The organism is Guptibacillus hwajinpoensis (assembly GCF_005144865.1).
GTDB lineage: Bacteria > Bacillota > Bacilli > Bacillales > Guptibacillaceae > Guptibacillus > Guptibacillus hwajinpoensis_A.
Map to the genome: position 1 here is coordinate 435124 of NZ_SWFM01000001.1, position 25232 is coordinate 460355.

General features: G+C 40.9%; 23 protein-coding genes. All 23 read right to left on the minus strand.

The genetic code is table 11. The features are described from left to right. Positions 1-15: 15 nt before the first annotated feature. Entirely contained in the window at positions 16-798 is a 783-nt protein-coding gene (locus FBF83_RS02155; RefSeq protein WP_136945496.1) for a YmfK family protein, read from the minus strand. 166 nt (positions 799-964) lie between these two features. Beyond that, positions 965-1216, minus strand: a complete 252-nt coding sequence (locus FBF83_RS02160) for a DUF3243 domain-containing protein (RefSeq protein ID WP_136945497.1) — start codon at positions 1214-1216, stop codon at positions 965-967. 67 nt (positions 1217-1283) lie between these two features. After that, positions 1284-1994 (minus strand): elongation factor P 5-aminopentanone reductase, encoded by a 711-nt coding sequence (gene ymfI, locus FBF83_RS02165; RefSeq protein ID WP_136945498.1) that lies wholly within the window; start codon positions 1992-1994, stop codon positions 1284-1286. Between the two features lie 46 nt (positions 1995-2040). Continuing rightward, positions 2041-3327 (minus strand): EF-P 5-aminopentanol modification-associated protein YfmH, encoded by a 1287-nt coding sequence (gene yfmH, locus FBF83_RS02170; protein ID WP_136945499.1) that lies wholly within the window; start codon positions 3325-3327, stop codon positions 2041-2043. Between the two features lie 2 nt (positions 3328-3329). Beyond that, the gene (gene yfmF / locus FBF83_RS02175; protein WP_136945500.1) at positions 3330-4607 is read right to left on the minus strand and encodes an EF-P 5-aminopentanol modification-associated protein YfmF; all 1278 of its coding nucleotides are present in this window, start codon (positions 4605-4607) and stop codon (positions 3330-3332) included. 665 nt (positions 4608-5272) lie between these two features. Then, on the minus strand, positions 5273-6235 hold the full coding sequence (locus tag FBF83_RS02180) for an ABC transporter permease (RefSeq protein ID WP_136945501.1): 963 nt from the start codon (positions 6233-6235) through the stop codon (positions 5273-5275). After that, a complete protein-coding gene (locus FBF83_RS02185; RefSeq protein WP_136945502.1) occupies positions 6235-7293 on the minus strand; it encodes an ABC transporter permease in 1059 nt (352 codons plus the stop codon). The genes FBF83_RS02180 and FBF83_RS02185 overlap by 1 nt, the downstream gene beginning before the upstream one ends. Next, a complete protein-coding gene (locus tag FBF83_RS02190) occupies positions 7290-8819 on the minus strand; it encodes an ABC transporter ATP-binding protein (protein WP_136945503.1) in 1530 nt (509 codons plus the stop codon). The genes FBF83_RS02185 and FBF83_RS02190 overlap by 4 nt, the downstream gene beginning before the upstream one ends. Positions 8820-8950: 131 nt before the next feature. Then, the gene (locus tag FBF83_RS02195) at positions 8951-10048 is read right to left on the minus strand and encodes a BMP family lipoprotein (RefSeq protein ID WP_136945504.1); all 1098 of its coding nucleotides are present in this window, start codon (positions 10046-10048) and stop codon (positions 8951-8953) included. 309 nt (positions 10049-10357) lie between these two features. Beyond that, entirely contained in the window at positions 10358-12694 is a 2337-nt protein-coding gene (locus tag FBF83_RS02200) for an FtsK/SpoIIIE family DNA translocase (RefSeq protein WP_136945505.1), read from the minus strand. A 112-nt stretch (positions 12695-12806) separates the two neighbouring features. After that, positions 12807-13034, minus strand: a complete 228-nt coding sequence (locus FBF83_RS02205; protein ID WP_136945506.1) for a YlzJ-like family protein — start codon at positions 13032-13034, stop codon at positions 12807-12809. Continuing rightward, the gene (locus FBF83_RS02210; protein ID WP_136946458.1) at positions 13031-13774 is read right to left on the minus strand and encodes a ClpP family protease; all 744 of its coding nucleotides are present in this window, start codon (positions 13772-13774) and stop codon (positions 13031-13033) included. The genes FBF83_RS02205 and FBF83_RS02210 overlap by 4 nt, the downstream gene beginning before the upstream one ends. Positions 13775-13897: 123 nt before the next feature. Further along, the gene (gene dapA / locus FBF83_RS02215; protein WP_136945507.1) at positions 13898-14764 is read right to left on the minus strand and encodes a 4-hydroxy-tetrahydrodipicolinate synthase; all 867 of its coding nucleotides are present in this window, start codon (positions 14762-14764) and stop codon (positions 13898-13900) included. A gap of 5 nt (positions 14765-14769) precedes the next feature. Continuing rightward, complete coding sequence (gene dapG, locus FBF83_RS02220) at positions 14770-16041, minus strand: aspartate kinase (protein ID WP_136945508.1); 1272 nt, start codon at positions 16039-16041, stop codon at positions 14770-14772. A 19-nt stretch (positions 16042-16060) separates the two neighbouring features. Continuing rightward, positions 16061-17107, minus strand: coding sequence for an aspartate-semialdehyde dehydrogenase (gene asd / locus FBF83_RS02225; protein WP_136945509.1), 1047 nt, complete (start codon positions 17105-17107; stop codon positions 16061-16063). Between the two features lie 134 nt (positions 17108-17241). Next, complete coding sequence (gene dpaB / locus FBF83_RS02230) at positions 17242-17835, minus strand: dipicolinate synthase subunit B (protein WP_136945510.1); 594 nt, start codon at positions 17833-17835, stop codon at positions 17242-17244. Beyond that, positions 17832-18734, minus strand: a complete 903-nt coding sequence (gene dpaA, locus FBF83_RS02235; protein WP_136945511.1) for a dipicolinic acid synthetase subunit A — start codon at positions 18732-18734, stop codon at positions 17832-17834. The genes dpaB and dpaA overlap by 4 nt, the downstream gene beginning before the upstream one ends. A gap of 105 nt (positions 18735-18839) precedes the next feature. Further along, positions 18840-19082: a YlmC/YmxH family sporulation protein gene (locus tag FBF83_RS02240; protein WP_136945512.1), complete on the minus strand. Its 243-nt coding sequence runs from the start codon at positions 19080-19082 to the stop codon at positions 18840-18842. A gap of 120 nt (positions 19083-19202) precedes the next feature. Beyond that, positions 19203-20441 (minus strand): M16 family metallopeptidase, encoded by a 1239-nt coding sequence (locus tag FBF83_RS02245; RefSeq protein WP_136945513.1) that lies wholly within the window; start codon positions 20439-20441, stop codon positions 19203-19205. Between the two features lie 80 nt (positions 20442-20521). Next, on the minus strand, positions 20522-21481 hold the full coding sequence (locus tag FBF83_RS02250) for a polysaccharide deacetylase family protein (RefSeq protein ID WP_136945514.1): 960 nt from the start codon (positions 21479-21481) through the stop codon (positions 20522-20524). A gap of 149 nt (positions 21482-21630) precedes the next feature. Continuing rightward, the gene (locus tag FBF83_RS02255) at positions 21631-23748 is read right to left on the minus strand and encodes a polyribonucleotide nucleotidyltransferase (protein WP_136945515.1); all 2118 of its coding nucleotides are present in this window, start codon (positions 23746-23748) and stop codon (positions 21631-21633) included. 138 nt (positions 23749-23886) lie between these two features. After that, positions 23887-24156 carry a 30S ribosomal protein S15 gene (gene rpsO / locus FBF83_RS02260; protein WP_048309782.1) on the minus strand — a complete coding sequence of 90 codons (270 nt, stop codon included), beginning with the start codon at positions 24154-24156 and terminating at the stop codon, positions 23887-23889. A gap of 131 nt (positions 24157-24287) precedes the next feature. Further along, positions 24288-25220, minus strand: a complete 933-nt coding sequence (ribF, locus tag FBF83_RS02265) for a bifunctional riboflavin kinase/FAD synthetase (protein WP_136945516.1) — start codon at positions 25218-25220, stop codon at positions 24288-24290. Positions 25221-25232: the final 12 nt, after the last annotated feature.

A 25232-nucleotide genomic window follows, 5' to 3' on the forward strand; every position in this document is an offset into this window, starting at 1 on the left:
AAAAACACCTACCAATTAGTTAAAGTCTAAGCTCGAAAATCCAGAATTCTGATTTTCAATCACTTGATATGTAATTTCTTGTTCCGGATCGTCTCGCAATTCAATTATATAATCAAAATCGTTCATCGTATACTCTGTTTCTTGAACAAATATATCAGGATGCTCAACTACCTTGGTTGCTGGTAGTCTCATGATGTCGCGGAGCACCTGCCAATGCTTCTCTGACGCTCTTCTTGCTGAAACAATTCCATCGATTAGGAAAATGTGATCACTATTTAACTCATCGTCCGCAATTTGGGTTCGAACAGTTTGTTTTAGCATTGTGGAAGACAAGAAAACCCACCTCTTATTCGCACATACGCTTGAGGCCACAATTGATTCTGTCTTTCCTACACGTGGCATACCACGAATTCCAACGAGCTTATGTCCATCCTGCTTAAAGATTTCTGCAAGGAAATCAACAAGAAGACCAAGTTCATCGCGAATGAACCGAAATGTTTTTTTGTCATCTGCGTCACGCTGTATGTATCTGCCATGACGAACAGCGAGACGGTCTCTCAATTTAGGCTCTCGCATTTTCGTAACTGTAATATTATCCATTGTATTGAGGATCGATTCAAGGCGCTCAATTTGCTCCACATCATCTACAAGAAGCAAAAGTCCCCTTCTCATATCGTCAACACCATTAATTGTAATAATATTAATACCTAGCATTCCCAATAGAGAAGCGACGTCTCCAAGAAGACCAGGTCTGTTCTTGTGAATCTCGTATTCAAGGTACCATTCCTTTTTCTCCATATGCCAACTCCCTCAGCCACAAATTTCCTATGTTTCTTTAATCATAAATGATTTTCAATTAGTATAAAAGAGATGAATACGGATTTTGTTTACTTTTCTTAGATGAATGGTACAAATGCATACAAAAAGAAGGATGTTCTCACACCCTTCTCCTCTATTCCTTTATTTATCTTTCGTTTTGGACAAGCTTTACCATCATGTTAGCGATAGCATGCTGTTCTTCTTCACTCGCTACATGCCATAAGTCAGCAAGAATTTGTTCTTGTTCGTTTTTAGCTTTAACGCCATCAGCAAGGTATCCGCCGATTTGAAAAGCAACATCTGAGACAACTTCTTGAGAAAGCCCTTGCTGCTGTCCCTGATTTAAGCGATCGTGCAAAAATTCTTTCCACGTATCAAAATTATCTAGTACAGACATTTATGTCCCTCCTTTATCAATTCATCACCTATATATTGCGTCGAAACGAAGGACTTTATGCATAAATTTACTGCCAAGCACCGTCAACAGAAATGATTTGTCCAGTTATGTACGCCGCTTGATCTGAATCAAGGAATGAAATGAGTGAAGCGACTTCATGCGGTTTTCCAGGTCTTCCTAATGGGATTTCGTCAAGCAAAGCTCTTTCATCCTCCTCCATAAGCGAGGCATTCATTGCTGTTGAGATGTAGCCTGGAGCGACTGCATTAACACGAATGCCACTTGGTCCTAGCTCCTTCGCAAGCCCTTTAACAAACGCGTTTAATCCACCTTTAACAGAAGAATACACAACTTCACACGAAGCGCCAGATATGCCAAAAACAGAAGAAACAACGATAATCGAACCGCTCTTTTTCTGCACCATGTTCTTCGTATAGTGTCTAGCAAGCTTAATGGATGAAGTAAGGTGAAGATGGATCATCTCCTCGATTTCTTGATCAGTCATATCTGTTAATAAACCATTAAAACTGTTGCCTGCGTTTAAAATGAGCGTATCGACTTCTGGCACTTCATTGATTAAAGCCTCTACCCCATTCGAACAAGATAAATCAGCTTTAACTGGTATGATGGATGCTTCAGGATTCTCATGTTTAAGAGCTGTAATACTTTTCATATTGGAATGATAATGTGCATAGATCCTATGGTCTCTACTGAGAAACTGCTCTGCGACAGCTTTCCCTATTCCTCCACTTGCTCCTGTTATTAGAATGTTTTTCACGCAAAGTCTCCTTTCTAAAAAGAAAAAAGCACCCGATAGGGTGCTTTTACGCCTTCGGAACCACCTGACAAACCGTAAAGCATTCTTCAGCGAAGTGTTCCTTCACAGCTTTTTCAACATCTTTAGCTGTTAAAGCCTCAAGTACAGGTACTACTTCAAATAAATCCATTTGATTAAAGCGATAGCGCGTGAACTGATTTGCAATAAACTCTGGTGAATTTAAAGCTCTCAAAAAGCTTCCGATTTTCTTCTTACGAATTCGCTCAAGCTGTTCTTCGTCTACAGCTTTGTTCTTAAACGATTGAATCATGTTGTACAACCGATCAGCAAGCTCATCCGGTGAACTTGTATTGCTTCCAAGAATAGAGAAACCAAACTTCTCTTCTTCTGTAAAATCGTAAGAGAAACTCTGGTCAATTAAGCCTTCGTTATACAGTGTTTCATAATTCTCCGAGCTCTGACCAAACATTAAGTCAAGCGCCAGATTAATGGATAACTCGTGCTTGAGAAGTTCTTCACCCTGACGTCCTGGGTTTGGCTCTTTAAACCCAACAAGACATTTAGCAACTTGAACAGACATCGGTAGAACCCTTTTCTTCTCTGCAACCTTTTTAGGTTCCTCATCGAAGAAACGCTCAACTGGTGGCTGATCTTTATAAGATTTTGCAGCCTGATTTTTCTCAACAAATGACATAATTTCATTTGGCTCTACAGCTCCAACAACAAAGAGCACCATGTTGGAAGGATGGTAGAACGTTTCATAACAGGTATAGAGGGATTCTTTCGTAATTTTAGCGATGGATTCTACTGTACCAGCAATATCAATTTTAACTGGGTGGTGATGGAACATGTTTTCAATCACACCAAAATACGCGCGCCAATCTGAATTATCATTGTACATCTCAATTTCCTGGCCAATGATGCCTTTTTCTTTCTCAACACTTTTATCACTAAAATAAGGATCCTGTACAAAGTTTACAAGCGTCTCGAGGTTTTGCATCACATTTTGTGTTGTTGAAAACAAGTATGCCGTTCGAGTAAAAGAAGTAAACGCATTTGATGATGCACCCTGTTTACTAAAATCCTGGAACACGTCCCGATCTTCTTTCTCAAACAACTTGTGCTCAAGAAAATGAGCAATGCCATCTGGAACTTGAATGTTCTCTGAACCATTCAGCGGCACGAAATGGTTATCAACCGAGCCGTATTTTGTCGTGAACGTTGCGTATGTTTTGTTAAACCCTTTCTTTGGAAGAACATAAACATCAAGTCCATTGTCCATCGTTTGATGATATAGCGTTTCTTGTAGTTGATTAAATGGAATAGTTTTCATGATTAAGCTTCCTCCCCTTTCAAGAAGTAAACGGTATCAAGCTTAACCTTATCAGCAACCGCTAGAATATCTTCTGTGGTAACGGCTTCAACACCGTCCAGCCATTCTTCGATGCTACGAAGCTTTCTTGATACAACACCATGGTAAAGAAGTTCAACCATACCCTTCGCATCGTCAACTGTTTCGAGTAGCTGATTACGAATCATGGTTTTTGTTTGCTTCATTTCTTCTTCATTGAAGTCACCATTCCTCATTGCAGTGAGCTGTTCTTTAATAATCTCAACAGTTTTGGAATAGTTCTTAGCTTCAATTCCTGACATCACGATAATTAAACCTTTATGGCTCTCGTAGCGTGAAGCTGCATAATAAGCAAGGCTCTCTTTCTCACGTACATTACGGAAAAGCTTAGAATGTGAGAAGCCACCGAACATGCCATTGAAAACTTGAAGAGCGTAATATTCATCGTCAGCATACCCAACACCCGAACGAAAACCCATATGAAGCTTCCCTTGCTTGATTTCCTGAGTTTCTTGCACTTCCTTCTCTTCAACTTCAAGCGATGCCTTCACCGTCGTCTCAGACTCTCTGCTGCTACGTTCTTCAAATGGAAATAATTCTTTTACGATGCTTTCTACTTCAATGCCTTCCAGATTACCTACAAAATAGAGATCAATTTCATCTTCTGAGCAAATCTTTTTATAGTAATCATAGAGAGATTGTGAAGTAACTTTATCCACCTGTTCACTCTCACCAAACACGTGTAAGCCAAACGGCTCATCAGGAAACATTTCCTGAGTTAACCTCATGTTAGAATATCTCATTTTATCGTCGTAGATCGATTCAATTCGCTGCTTCATCGTTCGCTTTTCTTTCTCCACAATTGAAGGATCAAATCCAGCGTACCCTGTTTTAGGGTTCATTACAACATCCGCAAGAAGCGTCAAAGCTTTCTTAAATAACGGATCATCTTCCGATAGGAATTTCTCATTTGCAAAGTCCATTCGGAACGTCATAATATGAAAATCACCTTTTTTAGCAAGATCTACACCAAGCGTTGCTCCATACAATTTCTCAAGCTCTGTTCTCACAGCTTTCGAAGATCCATATTGAGCCGTTCCACTCTGAAGCACATAAGGTAAAAGAGCACGCTCTGTAACCGTATCTTTCGTTAACTTTGCTTTAAACTGCATTACTACCGTTGTCGTCTTATATTTATCCGTCTGTATCCTATGTAGCGTCAAACCGCCGCAAGAGGTTTTCTCATGAGGGATAATAGCCATTGACCTCACTCCTTTTTAAAATCCATTAACTACCATTAGAGGAAAGCATAACTTATCCCCTTTATACCATAGTATGTGTAATAGTGTAAGCAATTAACACTTTTTATAAGAAATGCGGAAGTGAGCGTTTAGGGTCGACAAGCGCTGGAGGCATTTCATTTGAACACGCTCTTTGTGTTCGGATGAAATGGTGAAGCGATCGAGACCCTGCTCACTGCAGCTGGACATGAAAAGCGGAAGTGAGCGTTTAGGCCCGTCAGGCACTGGAGCCTTTTAATATGAACACGTTTTTTGTGTTCGGATTAAAAGGTGAAGTGACAAGGATCTGGCCACTGCAACTGGATCTCACGAAAAGCGAAGCGGGCCTGCTTAAATCCGTAGGATGTTGGAGCCCTATTGAATGAGACGCTTTTTGTCTCAATCAATAGGGTGAAACAGCCGGAGGATTTGGCCCGCGCAGCTGGATCACGAAAAGCGAAGCGGGCCTGCTTAAATCCGTAGGATGTTGGAGCCCTATTGAATGAGACGCTTTTTGTCTCAATCGATAGGGTGAAACAGCCGGAGGATTTGGCCCGCGTAACTAGACACGAAAATCCGAGACGAGCGTTTAGAAACATGAATTTCTCTATATAAAAAACCCTCCGCTTTCACGGAGAGCTTCACTTCTATCGTTTTCCTTTTTCATACGGCTGTCCAATTGCCTTGGGAGCATCCGCTCTTCCAACAAGTCCTGCAAGCGCAAGAATTGTTAATACATAAGGAGATATAAGTAGATAAACTTCTGGAATTTCTTTTAATCCAGGAATCTGTTGACCGGTTATACTAAGCGACTGAGCAAGGCCGAAGAACAGCGCTGCGCCCATCGCACCTAGTGGATGCCACTTACCAAAGATCATAGCTGCTAGTGCCATGAAACCTTGACCGGAAATCGTAGCATGACTAAAGTTTCCTGCAATTGAAGTGGCATAGACTGCTCCGCCAAGTCCCGCAAAGCCTCCACTAAGCATTACAGCTACATAGCGCATTTTTGTAACGTTGATCCCCATTGTATCAGCTGCCATTGGATGCTCCCCTACTGAACGTAGACGAAGACCAAACGGCGTTTTGAAAAGAATCCACCATACGACAAAGGCAAGTGCAATTGCGATGTACGACGTATAGTATGCACTCGAGAAAAACAACGGACCGATAAATGGAATATCACTTAATAAAGGCACGTCTGTTTTATAAATTCGTTCTTGGATAATTGGTGTTTGACCAGCGTCAAAAATTTTCTTCACAAGAAAAATTGCAAGACCAGCTGCAAGAAAGTTAAGTGCAACACCACTTACAACTTGGTCTGCTTTAAACGAGATGCTTGCAACAGCATGTAAAAGTGAAAATAACATACCTACAATAATAGCGACTATGAGTGAAAACCAGGGTGAAGCTGCACCCATCCCCCACTGCTCACCGAGAATTGTAAACAATGCACCTGTGAAAGCTCCCATAAGCATGAGGCCTTCTAAGCCAATATTTACAACGCCTGACCGTTCACTGAATACTCCACCAAGAGCAGTGAAAATCAGGGGAGCTGCTGAAAAGATAGCAGCAGGAATGACGAGCTGAAGAATCTGCATGAAATCCATTAAATTTTCCCCCTTTTGTTCACCCTGTTGCTGATCCAGTGAATCAAGTAACTAGATGCGACAAAGAAAATAATCATCGCAATTACAATTTCAACAAGCTGAGTTGGCACTTGTGCCACAGACTGCATATTGAGAGCTCCGATTTTTAATCCGCCAAACAAAGCAGATGCTAGAACTACCCCAAACGCACTATTTGCTCCAAGAAGAGCTACGGCGATTCCATCAAAACCGACACCTGTAAAATCAGCCATAACGGTCATATACCCATATGTTCCAAGTCCTTCCATTGCACCAGCCGCTCCAGCAAATGCACCTGAAATGACCATAGAAAGAATAATGTTTCGTTGAACGTTTATGCCTGCATATTCAGATGCATATTTATTAAATCCTACTGAGCGAAGTTCATAACCCGTCGTTGTCTTCCAAAGCAAGAACCACATAATAATAGCTCCAATAATCGCAACGACAAAGCCGTAGTGTAGACGAGAAAAATCAGTAATCGTTTGTAGAAAAGATGACTGAAGAGAAGCCGATTGATTGATTTGGTCGGTACGCTCTCCAGGCGCAAGCAAATACGTACGAATAATAGCATTCACCACATGAAGTGCCACATAGTTCATCATGATCGTCGTAATAACTTCGTGAACATGGTACTTTGCTTTTAAGAAGCCTGGAACAAAGGCCCACATTGCACCTGCAACTGCAGCAGCAAGAACAGCTAGTGGAATGTGTACTATTGGACTTAAGCCATCGAATTGTAGTCCCACATAAACAGATGCGAGCCATCCGACAAGAAGCTGTCCTTCTACACCAATATTAAAAAGACCAGTACGAAATGCAAATGCGACCGCAAGACCTGACAGAATAAGCGGCGTCATTTGACGGATTGTCTCACCAAGAACATATGAGTTAGAGAAAATCCCGTTAAATAACGCTGCATAAGCGACAAGTGGATTGTATCCACTCACAAGCATGATAATACCACCAACAAGTAACCCAAGAGCTACTGATAGCACAGGAACAGTAATATTAGACCATTTTCCTTTTAATAACTTCATGAAGTCTCACCAGCCTTTTTGCGGTTTGCGCCCGCCATTAAGAGGCCAAGCTCCTGCTCTGTCGTTTCTTCAGGCTTAACGATCGCAACAATTTTCCCTTCGTATATAACTGCAATACGATCGCTAACATTCATGATTTCCTCTAGTTCAAAGGAAATTAAGAGGACAGCTTTTCCTTTATCTCGCTCCTCCACCAACTTTGAGTGGATAAATTCAATTGCTCCAACATCAAGCCCACGTGTAGGCTGTGCTGCAATTAGGAGATTAGGACTACGATCAATTTCACGCGCAATAATTGCTTTTTGCTGATTCCCTCCAGATAAAGCACGCGCTGGCGTTGATTCACTTGGTGTTCTAACGTCATATTCTTTTATCAAGGACTTTGCTTTGTCCATGATAGTAGAAAAATTCAGAATGCCGTTCCTAGAAAAAGGTCTTTTATAATAGGTCTGAAGGACCATGTTTTCGCCAATAGAAAAATCCAATACAAGGCCATGCTTATGGCGATCCTGTGGAATATGTCCAATACCGCCCTCTGTTACGCGACGCGGTTTCCAATTCGTAACATCTTTCCCGTTAAGCATGACGCTGCCGGATTTTGATTTTCGTAGTCCAGTAATAGCTTCAATTAATTCTGACTGTCCATTTCCATCTACACCTGCGATGCCAACAATTTCTCCTGCACGAACCGACAAATCCATTCCATTGACAGCAGGTACTTTTCTTGCATCTTCTACAACAAGGTTTTGAATTTCAAGTGTATTCGTTGTAGGTTCAGAAGGCTTTTTCTGAATCGAAAAGTTTACTTCGCGCCCAACCATCATAGATGCTAGTTCATCTTCGTTCGTATTAGCAACATCCACAGTACCGATTCCCACACCGCGACGTATAACCGTACAGCGATCGCTTACTTCCATAATTTCTTTCAATTTGTGAGTAATTAAGATAATCGACTTACCTTCTGAGATCAATTTCTTCATAATGATAATTAATTCTTTGATTTCTTGAGGTGTGAGCACAGCAGTTGGTTCATCAAAGATTAAAATATCAGCGCCACGATAAAGTGTTTTCAATATTTCAACCCGCTGCTGCATTCCAACTGAAATATCTTCTATCTTAGCGTTTGGATCAACTGAAAGACCGTATTGCTTAGAAATCGATTCCACTTCTTTAGCTGCCTTTTTAAGGTTAACCTGTCCTTTAGTAGTCGGTTCATTTCCAAGAATAATATTTTCAGTAACCGTAAATTTTTCTACTAGCATAAAGTGCTGGTGCACCATACCAATCCCGAGTTCGTTTGCAATGTTTGGATCTGTTATATTAACTTTTTGACCGCGCACATGAATTTCACCTTGCTCAGGTTGATAAAGGCCAAATAACACATTCATAAGCGTTGATTTACCTGCACCATTTTCACCTAGAAGAGCATGAATCTCTCCTTTTTGTAGCTGAAGAGTAATATTGTCATTTGCGACGATGCCAGGGAATTCCTTACGAATATTTCTCATTTCAATTACATACTCCATACAGATGTCACTCCCTTATCCAAAACATGAAACAAAGGCTAGTCTATGAAAATACTAGCCTTTGTCCCGTATTTGGCTGTAATATAGGTGAGATTTCCAAGAGGTTGTTCAGCCCTAAAGATGAATGTCTTTTATAAAGAGCTTTCGAATTTCTCGAATTCTTCGTCCGTACTAGGAACTTCCAACTCGCCGCTCTGGATTTTCTCTTTATACTCTTCTACTTTTTTCAGTGCTTCTTCTGATACGTTTTCCTGTGTTTCAGCAATACCTACGCCGTCTTCTTCAAGACCAAATTCAGTAACTTGTCCACCAGGGAAGTTTCCATCCATCGTTAGCTTTGATACTTCCATTACAGCAGTGTCAACACGCTTAATCATAGATGTTAGCGTTACGTTCTCTGGCATACCTTCTTCATGCTGGTCACGGTCTACACCAATAACCCAAACTTTTTCACCGTTCTTCGCACGGTTCTTCGCTTCTGTGAACACTCCGTTACCAGTTCCACCAGCAGCGTGATAGATGATATCTGCGCCTTTATCGTAAAGCGTTGCAGCAATCTGTTGACCTTTTTCTGCAGCGTTAAAATCATCCGCATACTGAGTAAAGATCTCAGCATCAGGGTTTACAGATTTAACTCCAGCTTTAAATCCACTTTCGAACTTTTTGATTAATTCAGAGTTAACTCCTCCGATGAAGCCAACTTTATTTGATTCAGACTGCATACCTGCAATAACACCAACTAGGAATGAACCCTGGTGCTCTTTAAATGTAATACTCGCTACGTTCTCAAGAGGTTCGTTATCTTTGTTTACAGCAACGCTATCAACAAGTGCGAGCTGAGCATCTGGTTTTTGTGTAGCAATTGTTTCAATATCCTTCTGCATTAGGAACCCAATTCCAAAGATCAAGTTATAATCTTCGCGAATTAAACCTGAAAGGTTTGGTTGGTAGTCACTTGCTGCAGTAGATTGAACGTATTTAAAGCCTTTATCTTTCTCTAGTCCATTATCTTTACCGAACTGCTGAAGACCTTCCCAAGCAGATTGGTTAAAGGATTTATCATCAACACCGCCTGTATCAGTTACCATCGCAACTTTAAAATCGCTGCTTTTATCTTCGGTACCTCCGCCTCCAGAACCTTCATTTGCTGAATCATTTGTTCCACAAGCAGACAAAAGTGTACCGGCAGCTAATACAGCCGACAACATAAAACCGTACTTCTTCTTCATTTTAATCCCCCTAATGTTTTTTAAACTCCGCCTGCTCTTTTCTCTATATCGAGCTACGCTTTGTTTGGTTGCGCTCTCATACCCCAAAAAAAATTATATAATAAGGAAAGAGCATGGAAAGCAATTGAGACAATTTTGAAAAATAAGTCATATTTCGACATAACTATACCATTTTCAAGGAGATAAAGAAATAGTTTTTTGAAAAAAAAATCGATTACCAATATTTTAAATCGTACAATACATTACGTGAAATTATTGTATATTTTCAATTTGTTGATTCTCATTTAGACAACAAAAAAGAAACGCAATCTAGCTAGATTGCGCTTCTTCTTCTTTGCTTATAAGTACTTCGCGTGGCTTGCTTCCTTCATATGGTCCAACTATTCCCCTAGCCTCCATTGCATCGATTAGCCTTGCTGCTCTTGTATAACCAATCCTAAAACGACGTTGAAGCATGGATACGGATGCTGTTTGCATTTCAGTAATGAGTTGGACAGCATCATCGTAGAGATCGTCATCTACTTCAGGTTGAGCTTCTTCAGGTTTATCTGTTGGAATCATTTCTTCTTGGTATTGCGCTTTTTGTTGAGCAATAACAAAGTCAACTAGCTCTTCTACTTCCTCATCAGATAAGAAAGCGCCCTGAACACGCTTCGGTTTATTCGCTCCGACTGGTAGGAAGAGCATATCTCCTTTACCAAGTAGTTTCTCTGCCCCACCCATATCAAGGATGGTTCTCGAATCCGTCATTGAAGAAACACTAAATGCAATTCGAGAAGGGATATTGGCTTTGATTACGCCTGTTATAACATCAACAGAAGGTCGCTGTGTAGCGATAATTAAATGGATACCAGCTGCACGTGCCATCTGTGCAAGTCTTGTTATCGCATCCTCTACATCACTTGATGCAACCATCATTAAATCAGCTAGCTCATCAACAATTACAACAATATAAGGTAGCGTCGGTTGCTTTGCTTCAGACGTTTCATTTTGTCGCTTAATGTAATTATTATATCCCTCAATATTTCGAGTCCCAGTGTGTGAAAAAAGCTCATAACGACGTTCCATTTCATTGACGACCTTTTTCAACGCCTGTGATGCTTTTTTAGGATCTGTAACAACCGGTGCAAGAAGATGAGGAATACCATTATAGACATTTAGCTCCACCATCTTAGGATCAATCATCATCATTTTCACTTCATGTGGCTTAGCTTTCATCATAATACTTGCAATAATTCCATTAATGCACACACTTTTACCGCTTCCTGTTGCCCCTGCGACAAGCAAGTGTGGCATTTTTGATAAATCAGATACAACGGCTTCGCCTGAAATATCTCTTCCGAAACCGATAGCAACTCTTGATTCATGTGATTGATACTCTTTCGATTCAAGTACTTCTCTCAAAGTAACCATCGCTACTTCTGAATTCGGAACTTCAATACCTATTGCCGATTTACCTGGAATCGGTGCTTCAATCCGTAGATCTCTTGCTGCAAGAGCGAGAGCCAGGTCATCTGTGAGGTTGACAATCTTACTTACCTTTACACCTGTATCCGGATATACCTCGTATTTCGTTACCGCAGGTCCAAGATGAACCTTCATTACCTTTGCTTTCACTCCAAAACTCTCAAAGGTTTTCTCTAGTTTCCTTGCATTAGCAGAAATCTGCTGCCGTTCATTATCCTGTGAAATTTTCTTAGGAGGCTGAAGCAATGAGAGTGATGGAAGACGGTAATCTTTGTTTTCTAACTCTCCAACAGTTAGTGACTTAATAGGCGTGCCGTCTGCTGCTTCTGAAGTAGCTTCACTCTTCGACTCTTCCTGCTTATCTTGTGCAGCCTCAGGCTCTTCTCTGTATGCACTTTCTGTGAACGTACGGATTTCAGGTTCGAAAGGGTCCTCTTCTTGTTCGTTATCATTTTGCGAGACATCATAGGTTTCAGGCTCCATTGTTTCTTCCTGTGCCCTTAAAGCAGCTCGCTGCTCCTTCTTTTCTCTCCGCGCATTTTTGCTTTCCGCAAATAAAGCTTTTGCTTCGTCAAAAGTATTGGTGACAAACCCTTTGATCCATTCAAAGAACTTCCCAAGAACATCACTGAATGATTTGCCAGTGATTAAGACGAATGAGAGAAGAATTAATAGAAACGCCATTAACTGAGTGCCAGTTGCATCAAACAAACGATAGCTAAACGCAAATAACAAAGCACCGATCATGCCACCGCCAAGCGGGCTGGAATCTGATGGATTGGTTACATCCATACGGAAGAGTTCATATGTATTAGCAATAACCGATGCACTACCCCATTCTCCTTCACGAGATAAGGTTTCAAATAAGCCAACATGACTTAATAGTAAAAAAGATGTTCCTAATAAATAAAATCCAGCTAGCCGCCTTGTCCAAAACGGTGGCAGTTTTCTTTTCACAATTAAAAAACCAGCAAATAGAACGAGTCCAGCGACAATGAGCCCAAACCATTCTCCTGCAAAAAAACGAAACATATGATAGATTGCTCGACCGACAACTCCCATCTTCAAAACGCCTAAAACGGTAAACGCCAGAACGGTCAAACCGATAAATTCAATTTTAACTTGGGATTGCCAGGCGGCCTGTTTCTTTGTTGACTTCTTTCGTTTTCGCTTTGCCATATTCTCACCTCTATACAAGCCATAGCTGGTAAGAAAAAGCAGCCATTTCAGGCTGCTTTTTGTTCACCAATCTATTCCTAGTATACCACATCTTGCCGTGGTCCTATAGGCTCTATTTCAAAGGCGAAGTTGATAAAGTAAGCATTTGACCAGGCTGAGTTGATTCATTTAAATAATCCTGAGGATTTGTACTTAAAACTTGGACAACTCTACATTCTGTAAGAGAAGTCCTTTCAACGAGTAATTCTACACCATTCCATTCAATGATGTTTTGCTGTTCGTAGACGGATTGATCTGGTGGAAAAACCGCTTCATGTGGAAGAATCGTGTAGAGGATCATTGTACAAGATCTCCTTCCTGCTTCCCTTTGTATTCATCAATTAATTCATTAAGCTTTTTCATCGCAGGCCCCACCGCACCTACTTCATTAATTAATCCATAACTAACAGCATCGTCCCCAACTACGTTCGTTCCAATGTCTCTTGTAAGGTTACCTCTTGAGAACATTAGTTCCTTGAATTTTTCTTCTGTTATATTTGAATGCCTTGTTACAAAACTAACAACGCGCTCCTGCATTTTATCTAAGTACTCAAATGTTTGTGGTACGCCAATAACTAGTCCAGTTAATCGAACAGGATGGATCGTCATCGTAGCTGTTTCAGCAACAAAAGAATAATTCGCCGCAACGGCAATTGGAACACCAATGGAGTGCCCTCCGCCCAGCACGATCGAAACAGAAGGTTTTGATAGGGAAGCAATCATTTCTGAGATGGCAAGACCAGCTTCCACGTCTCCTCCAACTGTATTTAACAGGATTAGTACTCCTTCAATCTTAGGGTTTTGCTCGATTGCAACAATCTGTGGAATTAAATGTTCATATTTCGTTGTTTTATTTTGTGGTGGAAGCTGAACATGACCTTCAATTTGACCAATGATTGTTAAACAATGAATGTTTGAATGATCCATACTTGGTACATTCGTTTGACCGAGCTGCTGTATTTTATCAACAAGTGATGATTTTTGGTCATCCTTTTTATCAGGCTCCTGACCTGGGTTTTCATTACGATATTCATTATTCATACTAGTGTCCCCTTCCTTACTCTGGTAGTAGTAGTATGAACGAGACATTGTTTTACCATTCATTACAAAGCTCCCCTTATTGCTTAACAAAAAACGGACGCCATAGGCGTCCGTTCGAACATATTATTTAGATAGCGCAGCAGCTAATGAAGAACGTTCTTCAGCTGTAAGAGGAATCATTGGGAGTCTAACACTTCCAACGTCCATTCCTTTCAACTGAAGGGCTGTTTTCACTGGTGATGGGCTTGGGGCTTTAAAAAGCTCATTCATAATCGGTAAAATCTGATGATGAATTGATGTTGCTTTCTTTACTTCTCCTGCTTCATAAGCAGCTATCATTTCCTGCATTTCGCTACCGAGAACGTGTGAAGCAACAGAAATAACGCCATCTCCACCGATCGACATAATCGGCAATGTTAATCCATCATCTCCGCTATAGACAGAGAAAGAATCGTCTGTTTGACTGATAATCTCAGTAATCTGATCAAGATCTCCACTCGCTTCTTTAACGGAAACGATGTTATTGATTTTGGAAAGCTCTACAATCGTTTCAGCTGTCATATTCACTACAGAACGACCTGGAATGTTATAAATCATGACAGGAAGTTTTGTTGATTCAGCGATAGTTTTGAAATGCTCGTAAAGACCTTTTTGTCCGGGCTTACTGTAATAAGGTGCAACGATCATGATTGCATCCACACCTACAGCTTCCGCTTTCTTCGTTAGCTCAATTGATGCGTGTGTATTGTTACTACCTGTTCCAGCAATAATCGGCACTCTTCCATCTGCTATTTTAACGGAATGCTTGAACAAGGCTACCTTTTCTTCTGACGAAAGCGTTGGAGATTCACCTGTTGTTCCGGCAACAACAAGTCCATCAGTTCCGTTCTTCAATAGATAGTTGATTAATTGTTCCGTTTTCGCAAAGTCAACATACCCTTTACGATCAAAGGGAGTGACCATAGCTGTTAATACTTTTCCAAAATTCATTTCTTTCACTCCTTGCCTTCAGCTTGAAGCTGATCCTTCATTTCTTCTAATTCCTGTCCTGGGGCAAGATGTAAATGAAACACATCATGCAACGCGTTAACAGCCGCTGACAAATCATGTTGTCTTACCAGAACCCAAATGGTTGTATGAGAATCAGCCGACTGAAGTATATCAATGTTTTCTTGAGCAAGCGACTCAACAATCTTCGCAGTAACACCAGGTACACCACTCATGCCCGCTCCTACAGCAGATACTTTCGCACAATCTTGAATGATTTCTGGATCGTAGCCCATTTCATTTAAAGTCAAAACTGCTCGCTCTGTCATTTCTTCCATTACAGTGTATACGACACCTGTAAGGCTGATGTTAATGAAGTCAACACTAATTCCTTCTCGAGCCATAGCTTTAAATACTCTGGACTGAAGATCGTATTGCCCCTCTTTCGCGAAGACTTTAATTTGTGTCACGCCACTCACATGAGCGATACCCGTTATCACACGATCTATAACCTGTTCACCTGTGATCTTACCAGTAGCAGATGTAACAAGTGTTCCTGTTGAGGACGAATAAGTAGATCGAATACGCATTGGAATTTTCGCTTGCATCGCAATTTCAACGGCACGTGGGTGAATCACCTTTGCACCTTGATAAGCCATATTACAAACTTCATTATAAGTCACAATGGAAAGCGGGCGAGCTTTTTCAACAAGACGAGGATCGGCTGTCATAATTCCTTCCACATCTGTGAAAATATCAACCCACTCAGCCGTTAGTGCTGCACCAAGAGCTGCAGCCGAGGTATCACTACCTCCACGACCAAGTGTTGTAACATCGCCATCTTTTGTAACACCCTGGAAACCTGTTACAACCACAACGTCCATCGTCTTGAGCTCTTCCATGAGACGTTCAGATTTCATTTCAAGAATCCTTGCTTTACTATGCTCGGCAGTCGTCATAAACCCTGCCTGACCACCTGTATAAGCTGTGGCTCTAAGCCCTTCTGTAAGTAGCAAGTTTGAAAAAACGACAGAAGAAATGCTTTCTCCACATGAAACTAAGAGATCATATTCTCTTGACGTTACTTTACGATTTCGATCACCAATTAATCCAAGCAACGTATCCGTTGCATAAGGATCTCCTTTTCGACCCATCGCTGATACGACGACGACAACTTTATATCCATCGCTGACTGCTTCTTTAATATGGTTAACAGCTCTAAGTCTGCCGTCTTCACTTTTTAATGAAGTTCCGCCAAACTTCTGCACGATGACTTTCATTCAGAACACCTTCTTATGTCTATTTCAAAATATTGAGGGCTGCCAAACTTTCGGCGATTTGAACAGAATTCCATGCTGCCCCCTTGAGTAGATTATCAGAGACAATCCACATATGGAAGCCATTTTTTTGATTAAGGTCTTTTCGAATACGACCCACAAAAACATCTGATTTCCCTACAGCATCAAGCGGCATAGGATAAACTTGATTAGAAGGGTCGTCCTTCAATGTTACTCCTGGCGCGTTCTTCATAAGTTCTTTAACATCATCAACTGTAACATCGTCTCGGCCGATTTCCACATAAACAGATTCAGCGTGACCTGTCTCAATTGGGAGACGTACGCAAGTTGCAGCTACATGTAGCTCAGCGTCGTGCATGATTTTCTTCGTTTCATTTATCATTTTCATTTCTTCATAAGTAAATCCATTTTCTTCAAAAACATCAATTTGCGGAATCGCGTTAAATGCGATTGGATAATGATTCTTGTCTCCCTTAACTGGAAGAATTTCTGGAGTGTATTCTTCTCCATTTAATGCAGCTTGTGACTGTTCTTTCATCTCAGTAACAGCGTTCGCTCCTGCACCTGAAACAGCCTGGTAAGTAGAAACAATAATTTTATGAAGGCCGTATGTTTGTTTAAGTGGTTCAAGTGCTGCCACCATCTGGATCGTTGAACAGTTTGGGTTAGCAATAATACCTTTATGATCATTCAAGTCGCTTTCGTTCACTTCCGGTACCACAAGTGGAACTTCTGGGTTCATTCGGAACGCACTTGTATTATCAACAACGATTGCGCCTCGTTTAACAGCTTCAGGAGCTAATTCTTTAGAAACACTACCTCCAGCACTAAATAAGGCAAGCTGCACCCCTTCAAAAGCTTCTGGTGTTGCTTCCTTCACGGTTAATTCCTGCCCTTTAAACATGACTTTCTTACCCGCTGAACGTGATGATGAAAGGAGCGTTAAGGTCGATATCGGAAAATCTCGTTCCTCTAGTGTATGAATCATTTGTTGTCCGACTGCACCTGTTGCTCCAACTACTGCTACATGATATTGGTTCCCGCTCATTTCTTTATTCTCCTTCCATAGTCCATTCCTAAATCCATCACAACAGAAGGAGAAACCGAGGTTTCTCCTCCTACATAGTGATTTTATTTTCTATTTTATCATAAACCTATTCTAAAGAAAGAAAAATCAATTGGTTAATCTAAATACCGCTCGACTAAGACGGGTTGAATCTGTTTTCCCTGCATCGCCATTTCAACTGTATCTTTCAAAGAAGGCATCCGAGCTACAAGTGAGTTTGGCTTTTTAACAGGATCATCTTGCCCATATGGAATAAAATAGATATTCTTGGTCGACATCAATCGTAAAATATTTGTGCCATTTAATCCAAGACCATCATTCGTCGATATGCCAAGAACGACCGGTTTCTCATTTCTTAACGTTGCTTTTGCACCCATTAATACGGGTGAATCAGTCATCGCATTAGCGAATTTGCTAATCGAGTTGCCTGTTATTGGGGCAATAACCATGCAATCAAGCGGTGTTTTCGGGCCAAACGGTTCTGCCTTCACTATAGAATCTACAGCAGAAATGCCTGTGATTTCTTCAATTCGAGCAATCCAATCTTCACCTACTCCAAACCTCGTAGTCGTGTTCATAACGGTATGTGACACAAATGGAGTGACTTTGGCTCCAGATTGAACGAGTTCTTCAATTTGAGGGACAACGGCATCATACGTACAATGAGAACCTGTTAAACCAAAACCAATGTGTTTCCCTTTCAAACTCATGGATTGTTCTCCTTTCCCTTGTGAGACTGCTCAATCAGCAGCTGAGTCAATACATTCGCAATAATTTTCCCTGCTGTTTTTGGTGCAACAATACCAGGAAGCCCAGGTGCAAGAAGCGCCTTAATGCCACGCTTTTCTGCATATCGAAAATCCGTTCCTCCAGGCTTCGAAGCAAGGTCAATCACAAGCGTATGAGAAGGCATTTTTGCAATCACTTGTGACGTTACAATTTGGGCTGGTATCGTATTGATACAAACATCCAGATTTGAGACTTGATGAACGAGATCTGATAAATGAAATGGTTTTAAGCCCATTTCCGTAATTCTAGCAATGTGTTCGGGCTTTCTTGCTCCTACACTGACGTTTGCACCAAGTGCCGCAAATGTACGTGCTACTGACATCCCAACGCGCCCAAGTCCTAGTACTGCTATATTTGATTGATGGATCGTAATATCAGTATGCTGAATAACCATCATGACAGTACCTTCTACCGTCGGGATAGAATTATATATTGCAACATCATCTCGTTCAAATAGGCAAACTAACGTCCTGGACGCCTCGGCAACCATTTGATTTAAACAACTGTTACTGATACCACTATAAATTGTGCAGTGGGAAGGAGTTTGTTTCAGTTGATCTGCCGTTAAAATAACCTTCTCATTGGAAAATATCGTATCTACTTCCCCTTCAAGCGTCGTTCCACCCACTGGAAGGATAATCGCATTCAGTGTTGAAAGCTTAACTTCATCCATTGTACATTTCGTTGCTCCGGTGAATCCGTGATCAAGCTGATCAAACCCGATTAGGTATAAGTCCGCATTCAGTTCGGTCAACTTTCGAATAATTTCAAGCTGGCGGGCATCACCGCCAATTACGGCGATGTGTTGATTCGTTAGCATCGTTCCTCCCCTTTCCTTTTCCACGTCTTACTACGGGGATTAATGTAATTTCTCAACATTCTATGTGGTGAATACCCGCTTGGTGAATTTAGAATGAACTCCAATTTAATCCTTTTTATTATTTTGAACGATAATCATATCTCTTCCGATTGTTTCAATATGTTCCCACGGTATGGAGATATCTTGTTCTCTACGTTTAAAGCCCATCCAGGAGGACTTAGGGATAATTAAGGCTTTTAATAACCCCGTTTTTTCATCAAATAATAGATCTGTTTGACCTAATACACCGAGTTTCTGACCTCTCTCAATATCAATTAATTCTTTGCCACTCAGTTGACTTAACCTCATCGTTCTCCTCCTAACTATCGCGTTTATATATATTAGTCTATGAATAAAGTTAGACAGGAAGACATAAATAATCACGACTAAAAACCCGCCTCTACAAGAGAGACGGGCTTTTAATCGAATCTATTTCATACCATTTGGTAATTTACCGTTTGGACTAATCAACGAACAAGAGAAATCGTCTGTGAACATGGATTGAATCATGTTATTCACATTCTCATGATTTACACTTTCGATATTCGTAATAATGTCGTCAAGTGTGCGGTGTTGATTTAGTAATAATTCATTTTTACCGTTTCGGCTCATCCGGCTATTTGTACTTTCAAGGCTAAGCATCAAGTTCCCTTTCAACTGCTCCTTGCAATTCTTAAGCTCTTTAGATGTAATTCCATCTTTCTTAAATTCTGTTAATGTCTTCTGAATCGTTTCATATAGACGGTCGAGCTGGTTTTGTGCTGTCCCTGCATAAATCGTAAGCAACCCGCTATCTTTATAAGCAGAATGATACGAGAACACAGAATAAGCAAGTCCCTGATCTTCTCTTACATCTTGGAAGAGACGGCTGCTCATACTTCCGCCAAGTACGTTATTCATAACAATTAAGCTATAAATATCGTCTGTACCAAAAGGAAGTCCTGCGTATCCGAGACAAAGGTGAGCTTGTTCTGTTTCTTTCTTTCGAGCAAGATGTCCTGAGTGGAAAACTGGTGCTGAAACATCAGGCTTTCCAGCAGGTGTTTCCCAGTGTTCAAAAGCAGCTTCTACTTTTTGCATAAACGACTCATCAATGTTTCCTGCAATAGATACAACGATATTGTCAGGTGTATAGTGAGTTTGCATATACTCTCGAAGTGTATCTCCAGAAAATCCTTTTAATGTTTCTTCTGTCCCAAGGATCGGCATTGCTAATTCGTGATCACCGTAACTCGCCTGACTCAACATGTCATGAACGATGTCATCTGGCGTATCTTCGTACATTTTGATTTCTTCATGAACAACGTTCTTCTCTTTCGCGAGCTCTCCAGCTTCAAACGTTGATTGGAAAAACATATCTGTTAACACATCAAGCGCATAATCCGCATGCTCATCGAGAACTTTTGCATAGTAACATGTGTACTCTTTCGATGTAAACGCATTAACTTGACCGCCAATACTATCAAATGATTCAGCAATTTCTTTCGCGCTACGCTTTTCAGTTCCCTTGAAAAACATATGCTCAAGGAAATGTGAAACGCCATTTAACTCTTTAGGTTCAAACCGAGAACCAGTTCCAATCCAGATGCCGATGGCGACCGATCGAACTGTTGGAATATTTTCTAACACTACCCTTACTCCGTTTTTGCAAGTTACTTTATTTATCAAGCCTTTTCCTCCTGTATCGTAACCTTTTCTTTCGTAATCTTCCAAAATCACTATATCATTAATGAAGATAGGAAACAATTCTATGGTCTTTTCTCAATCCGTTTTGAATCTAACACTTGTGAGACGGTACCAGGATGATAACCGCGCTTTTTAACACCTCGAATAATAGATTCCAGGCTTTTCTCTGTCGAGTCTGTAGGGTGCATCAAAATTAATGCGCCAGCGTGAACCTTCTGCAATACTCGATCCGTTATAACCTGTGGGGCAGGTTTCTTCCAATCAACTGTATCAACAGACCAGAGAACCGTCTGCATGCCAAGGCTGTCAGCAATCTGTACTGCATTGTTCGCATAGCTACCGCTTGGTGGCGCGAAAACAACTGGCTTTTTGTCGATTGTCGCTTCAATAACTTTATTTGTATCTTCTAGCTCTTTCCGAATGGATTCATCACTTAATTGCTTTAGATCAGGGTGAGAATAGGCATGATTTCCAAGTTCGTGCCCCTCTTCATCAAGCATGCGCACCATATCTGAATTTTTCTTAGCCCATGACCCATCAAGGAAAAACGTTGCGTGAACATTATTTTTCTTTAACACTTGCAGCATATCCGGTAGATACTCTTCACCCCATGCAACATTTATCATCAAAGCGACCATAGCCTTATTAGGATTTCCTTTATACACTGGTGTAGGTTCAAGGTCATCTAGCTGGATATCAGGTTCAACTTCTTTTCTAACAAGCATGTCTTCGTTGAAAGACTTACCTTTCATTTTCTCGTAGGAAGCTTCTGCGTCAATCACAACCCCATTATAACCTGGTATGCCTTTCCATACACGATCAATCACGGCATTAACAGGAAGTATATCAAGTTCCGATTTTGCTTCGTTTATCTCACTATATAGTGGACTTCCATTAACAGTTATAGTAGCCTGTTCTTTTAAATTACCAAGATACATCGATGTGTAGGGGTTCTGAAGTGAACCTGCTGCAACCGCTAAGATCATTACAAAAACAACTAAATGGATCCAGGACTTCTTCATTGTTTTGCCCCCTTTTGTACAAAGGGTATGTGCTTAAGTCAAGCTATAGAACGAGACGCGTATTAAAAATGTTTCATTATAAGCCTCTCTAAGGTCTGCTTCTTCAATAAAAGGCAAAAAAAAAAAGAATTCGGCCTAAGCCGAATTCTTTAGTTCTGTTGACTTTGTTCTTCACGTTCACGCTGCTCTTTTAATAGCTCTTTACGAGAAAGGTTAACGCGTCCTTGCTTATCGATTTCTTTAACTTTAACCATAATTTCATCACCGATCGAGACAACATCTTCAACTTTGTTTGTCCGTTCTTCGGCAAGTTCAGAAATGTGAACAAGACCTTCTTTGCCAGCGAATAGTTCAACAAATGCTCCGAACTTCTCAACTCGCTTAACTTTACCAAGGTATGTTGTACCAACTTCAACTTCGCGCACAAGATCTTCGATGATTTTCTTAGCTTTTGCATTCATTTCTTGTTCAGTAGAAGAAATGAAGATTGATCCATCTTGTTCAATGTCGATTTTAACGCCAGTCTCTTCGATAATCTTGTTGATGATTTTTCCACTTGGTCCAATAACATCGCGAATTTTATCAGGTTTAATTGACATTGTAAGGATCTTAGGAGCGTAAGCAGAAAGCTCAGTACGAGGCTCGTTAATAGCGCTCATCATGTTTTCAAGGATTGCAAGACGTCCATTTTTCGCCTGCTCAAGAGCCTGACGAAGGATGTCTTCGTTAATTCCAGAAATTTTAATATCCATTTGAAGAGCTGTTATTCCTTGCTTCGTCCCAGCTACTTTAAAGTCCATGTCACCAAGAGCATCTTCCATGCCTTGAATGTCAGTAAGAACTGTAACATCTTCTCCATCGCTTACAAGCCCCATAGCAATACCTGCAACCGGTGCTGTAATCGGCACACCTGCATCCATCATCGCAAGCGTACTTGCACAGATACTTGCCTGTGAAGTCGAACCATTCGATTCAAGCACTTCAGATACAAGACGAATTGTATAAGGGAAATCTTTCTCAGTTGGGATAACTTGCTCAAGAGCACGTTCACCAAGTGCACCGTGACCAATCTCACGACGACCAGGTCCACGCATAGGGCCAGTTTCACCTACACTGAATTTAGGGAAGTTATAGTGATGCATAAAACGCTTTGATTCCTCTGTACCTAGACCATCAAGGATTTGAACATCCCCAAGTGCTCCTAGCGTACAAATGCTTAGCGCCTGAGTTTGTCCACGAGTGAACAGACCCGAACCGTGTGTTCTTGATAAAATACCGACTTCAGAATCAAGCGGGCGAATTTCATCAACGCCACGTCCATCAGGTCGTACTTTATCTTTCAGAATTAAACGACGAACTTCCTGCTTCACGAAGCTATTCAGAATTGATTTCACTTCATCAGCACTATATTCTTCGCTTTCTTCATATGCTTCTGTTGCACGCGTCATTACAGCATCAATAGCTTCCTGTCTTGCATGCTTCTCAATCACCTTTACAGCTTCTTTAACGTCAGATAGGTACTGCTCTCCAAGCTCTGCTTCAAGCGTTTCGTTGGCTTTCTTAAGCGCTACTTCGCGCTTTTCTTTACCAGTTGCTTCAATAATTTGCTCTTGGAAAGCAATTAGACGCTTAATTTCCTGATGTCCATAAAGAATACCTTCAAGCATTGCTTCTTCAGGAACTTCTTCAGCACCTGCTTCAACCATGTTAATGGCTTCTTTCGTTCCAGCTACCGTTAAGTGAATATCACTTTGTTCAAGCTGATCAACGTTTGGATTCACAACAAATTCACCGTCGATGCGTCCTACAATAACACCAGCAATCGGTCCATCAAATGGAAGATCACTAATACCTAATGCTAGAGATGAACCGAACATAGCTGCCATCTCTGAGGAACAGTTTTGATCAACGCTCATAACTGTACTTACTACCTGTACTTCGTTACGGAAACCGTCAGGGAATAAAGGACGAATCGGGCGGTCAATTAGACGACTCGCTAGAATTGCCTTTTCACTTGGACGGCCTTCACGCTTAATGAAGCCTCCAGGAATCTTACCTACTGCATATAATCGTTCTTCATAGTTAACCGTTAGTGGGAAAAACGGAAGGTCTTTAGGCTCTTTTGAACCTGTAACCGTTGCTAATACGGCTGTGTCGCCGTAGCGAATCAATGCCGCACCGCTCGCTTGCTTTGCCAGTTGACCAATTTCAACCGACAACTCGCGACCGGCCCAATCAATTGAAAACACTTGCTTGTCCTGTGCCATTAATGTGAGAACTCCTCTCATCCAATAAAATCATTTCTTTTATTATACCCTAACCTTTTTGCTTCTAAAAAGAAAGGAAGAAATCTATGTATTTTTAACCTAATAAAAAAGCGGGAAATATCCCGCTTTTCTGAATCATTATCGACGTAGACCAAGTTCTTTGATTAGTTCGCGGTAACGAGTAACGTCTTTGTTACGAAGATACGTTAAAAGATTACGGCGTTTACCAACCATCTTAAGAAGACCGCGACGAGAGTGGTGGTCTTTCTTGTGGAAACGTAGATGATCGTTCAAATTGTTGATTTCCTCAGTAAGGACAGCGATTTGAACCTCTGGAGAACCAGTATCATTCTCGTGAGTTTTGAACTTAGTGATAAGTTCTTGCTTACGCTCTTGTGTGATTGCCATCCGTTTCACCTCCTTAATTTCTAATCCCCTGGTACCGCGCAAACGTCGGTGACTCGATTGCCCAGTATAGGTTGTGTACTTTCCGTACGAATATTAGATTACAGGTTTTCTTACCAAAATGCAAGAGGAAACTACGTAAGTATTCTTCTTGCCTCTTCAGAATCTTGCCCAATTTGTTTAATTAAGGCATCAACTGAAGGGAATTTAACTTCCCCACGAATTTTTTTATGGAATTCTACCATCACATCTTGACCATATAAGTTTCCTTCATAATCAAATACATGGACTTCTAGTGATGGATGCTCTGGTCTTTCTTCATAAAAGGTAGGTTTATACCCTATGTTACAAACACCATTCAGCCAGGTGCCTTCCACTTTCATCCGAACAGCGTATACACCTGTAGATGGAACAAGATATTCAGTTTTCAACTCAACATTAGCCGTTGGGAAGCCAATTGTACGTCCACGCTGATCTCCTTTTACAACCGTTCCCTTCACAATATAGTTGCGACCAAGAACACCTTTGATGTTCTCGACAGCCCCTTCACGAATATAAGAACGAATTAATGTAGAACTAACTTTTTCATCATGTTTTGATACTTTATCAATTGTAGTTTGATTGAATTTGTTTCGAGCATGAAATGGCATTGAATCCATTGTTCCTCTTCCTTTACTTCCATATGTAAAGTCAAATCCTGCTACAACGTGTACAACTGATAGAGCAATAATGTAGTCATCTACGAACTGCTGTGGTGTTAAACCCGCAATAGTTGGGTCAAACTTTACGATGTAAAGCACATCAATACCAAGCTGTTCAATCAGATCAATTTTATCATCCAGTGGTGTAATGGCCTCTGTTTGTGGCGCTGAACTACCTAATACTACCGATGGATGGGGATAGAATGTCATTACTGATGCGTCTACTCCCTTTTCTACTGCGATTTCCTTTGCAGTAGAAATGACTTTCTGATGGCCCCGGTGAATGCCATCGAAATAACCAAGTGCCATGACAGATGGTTTGTCTGCTTCCATTTTATGAGGATGAGATAAATAAATTGTTTTCAACGGTTTCACCTT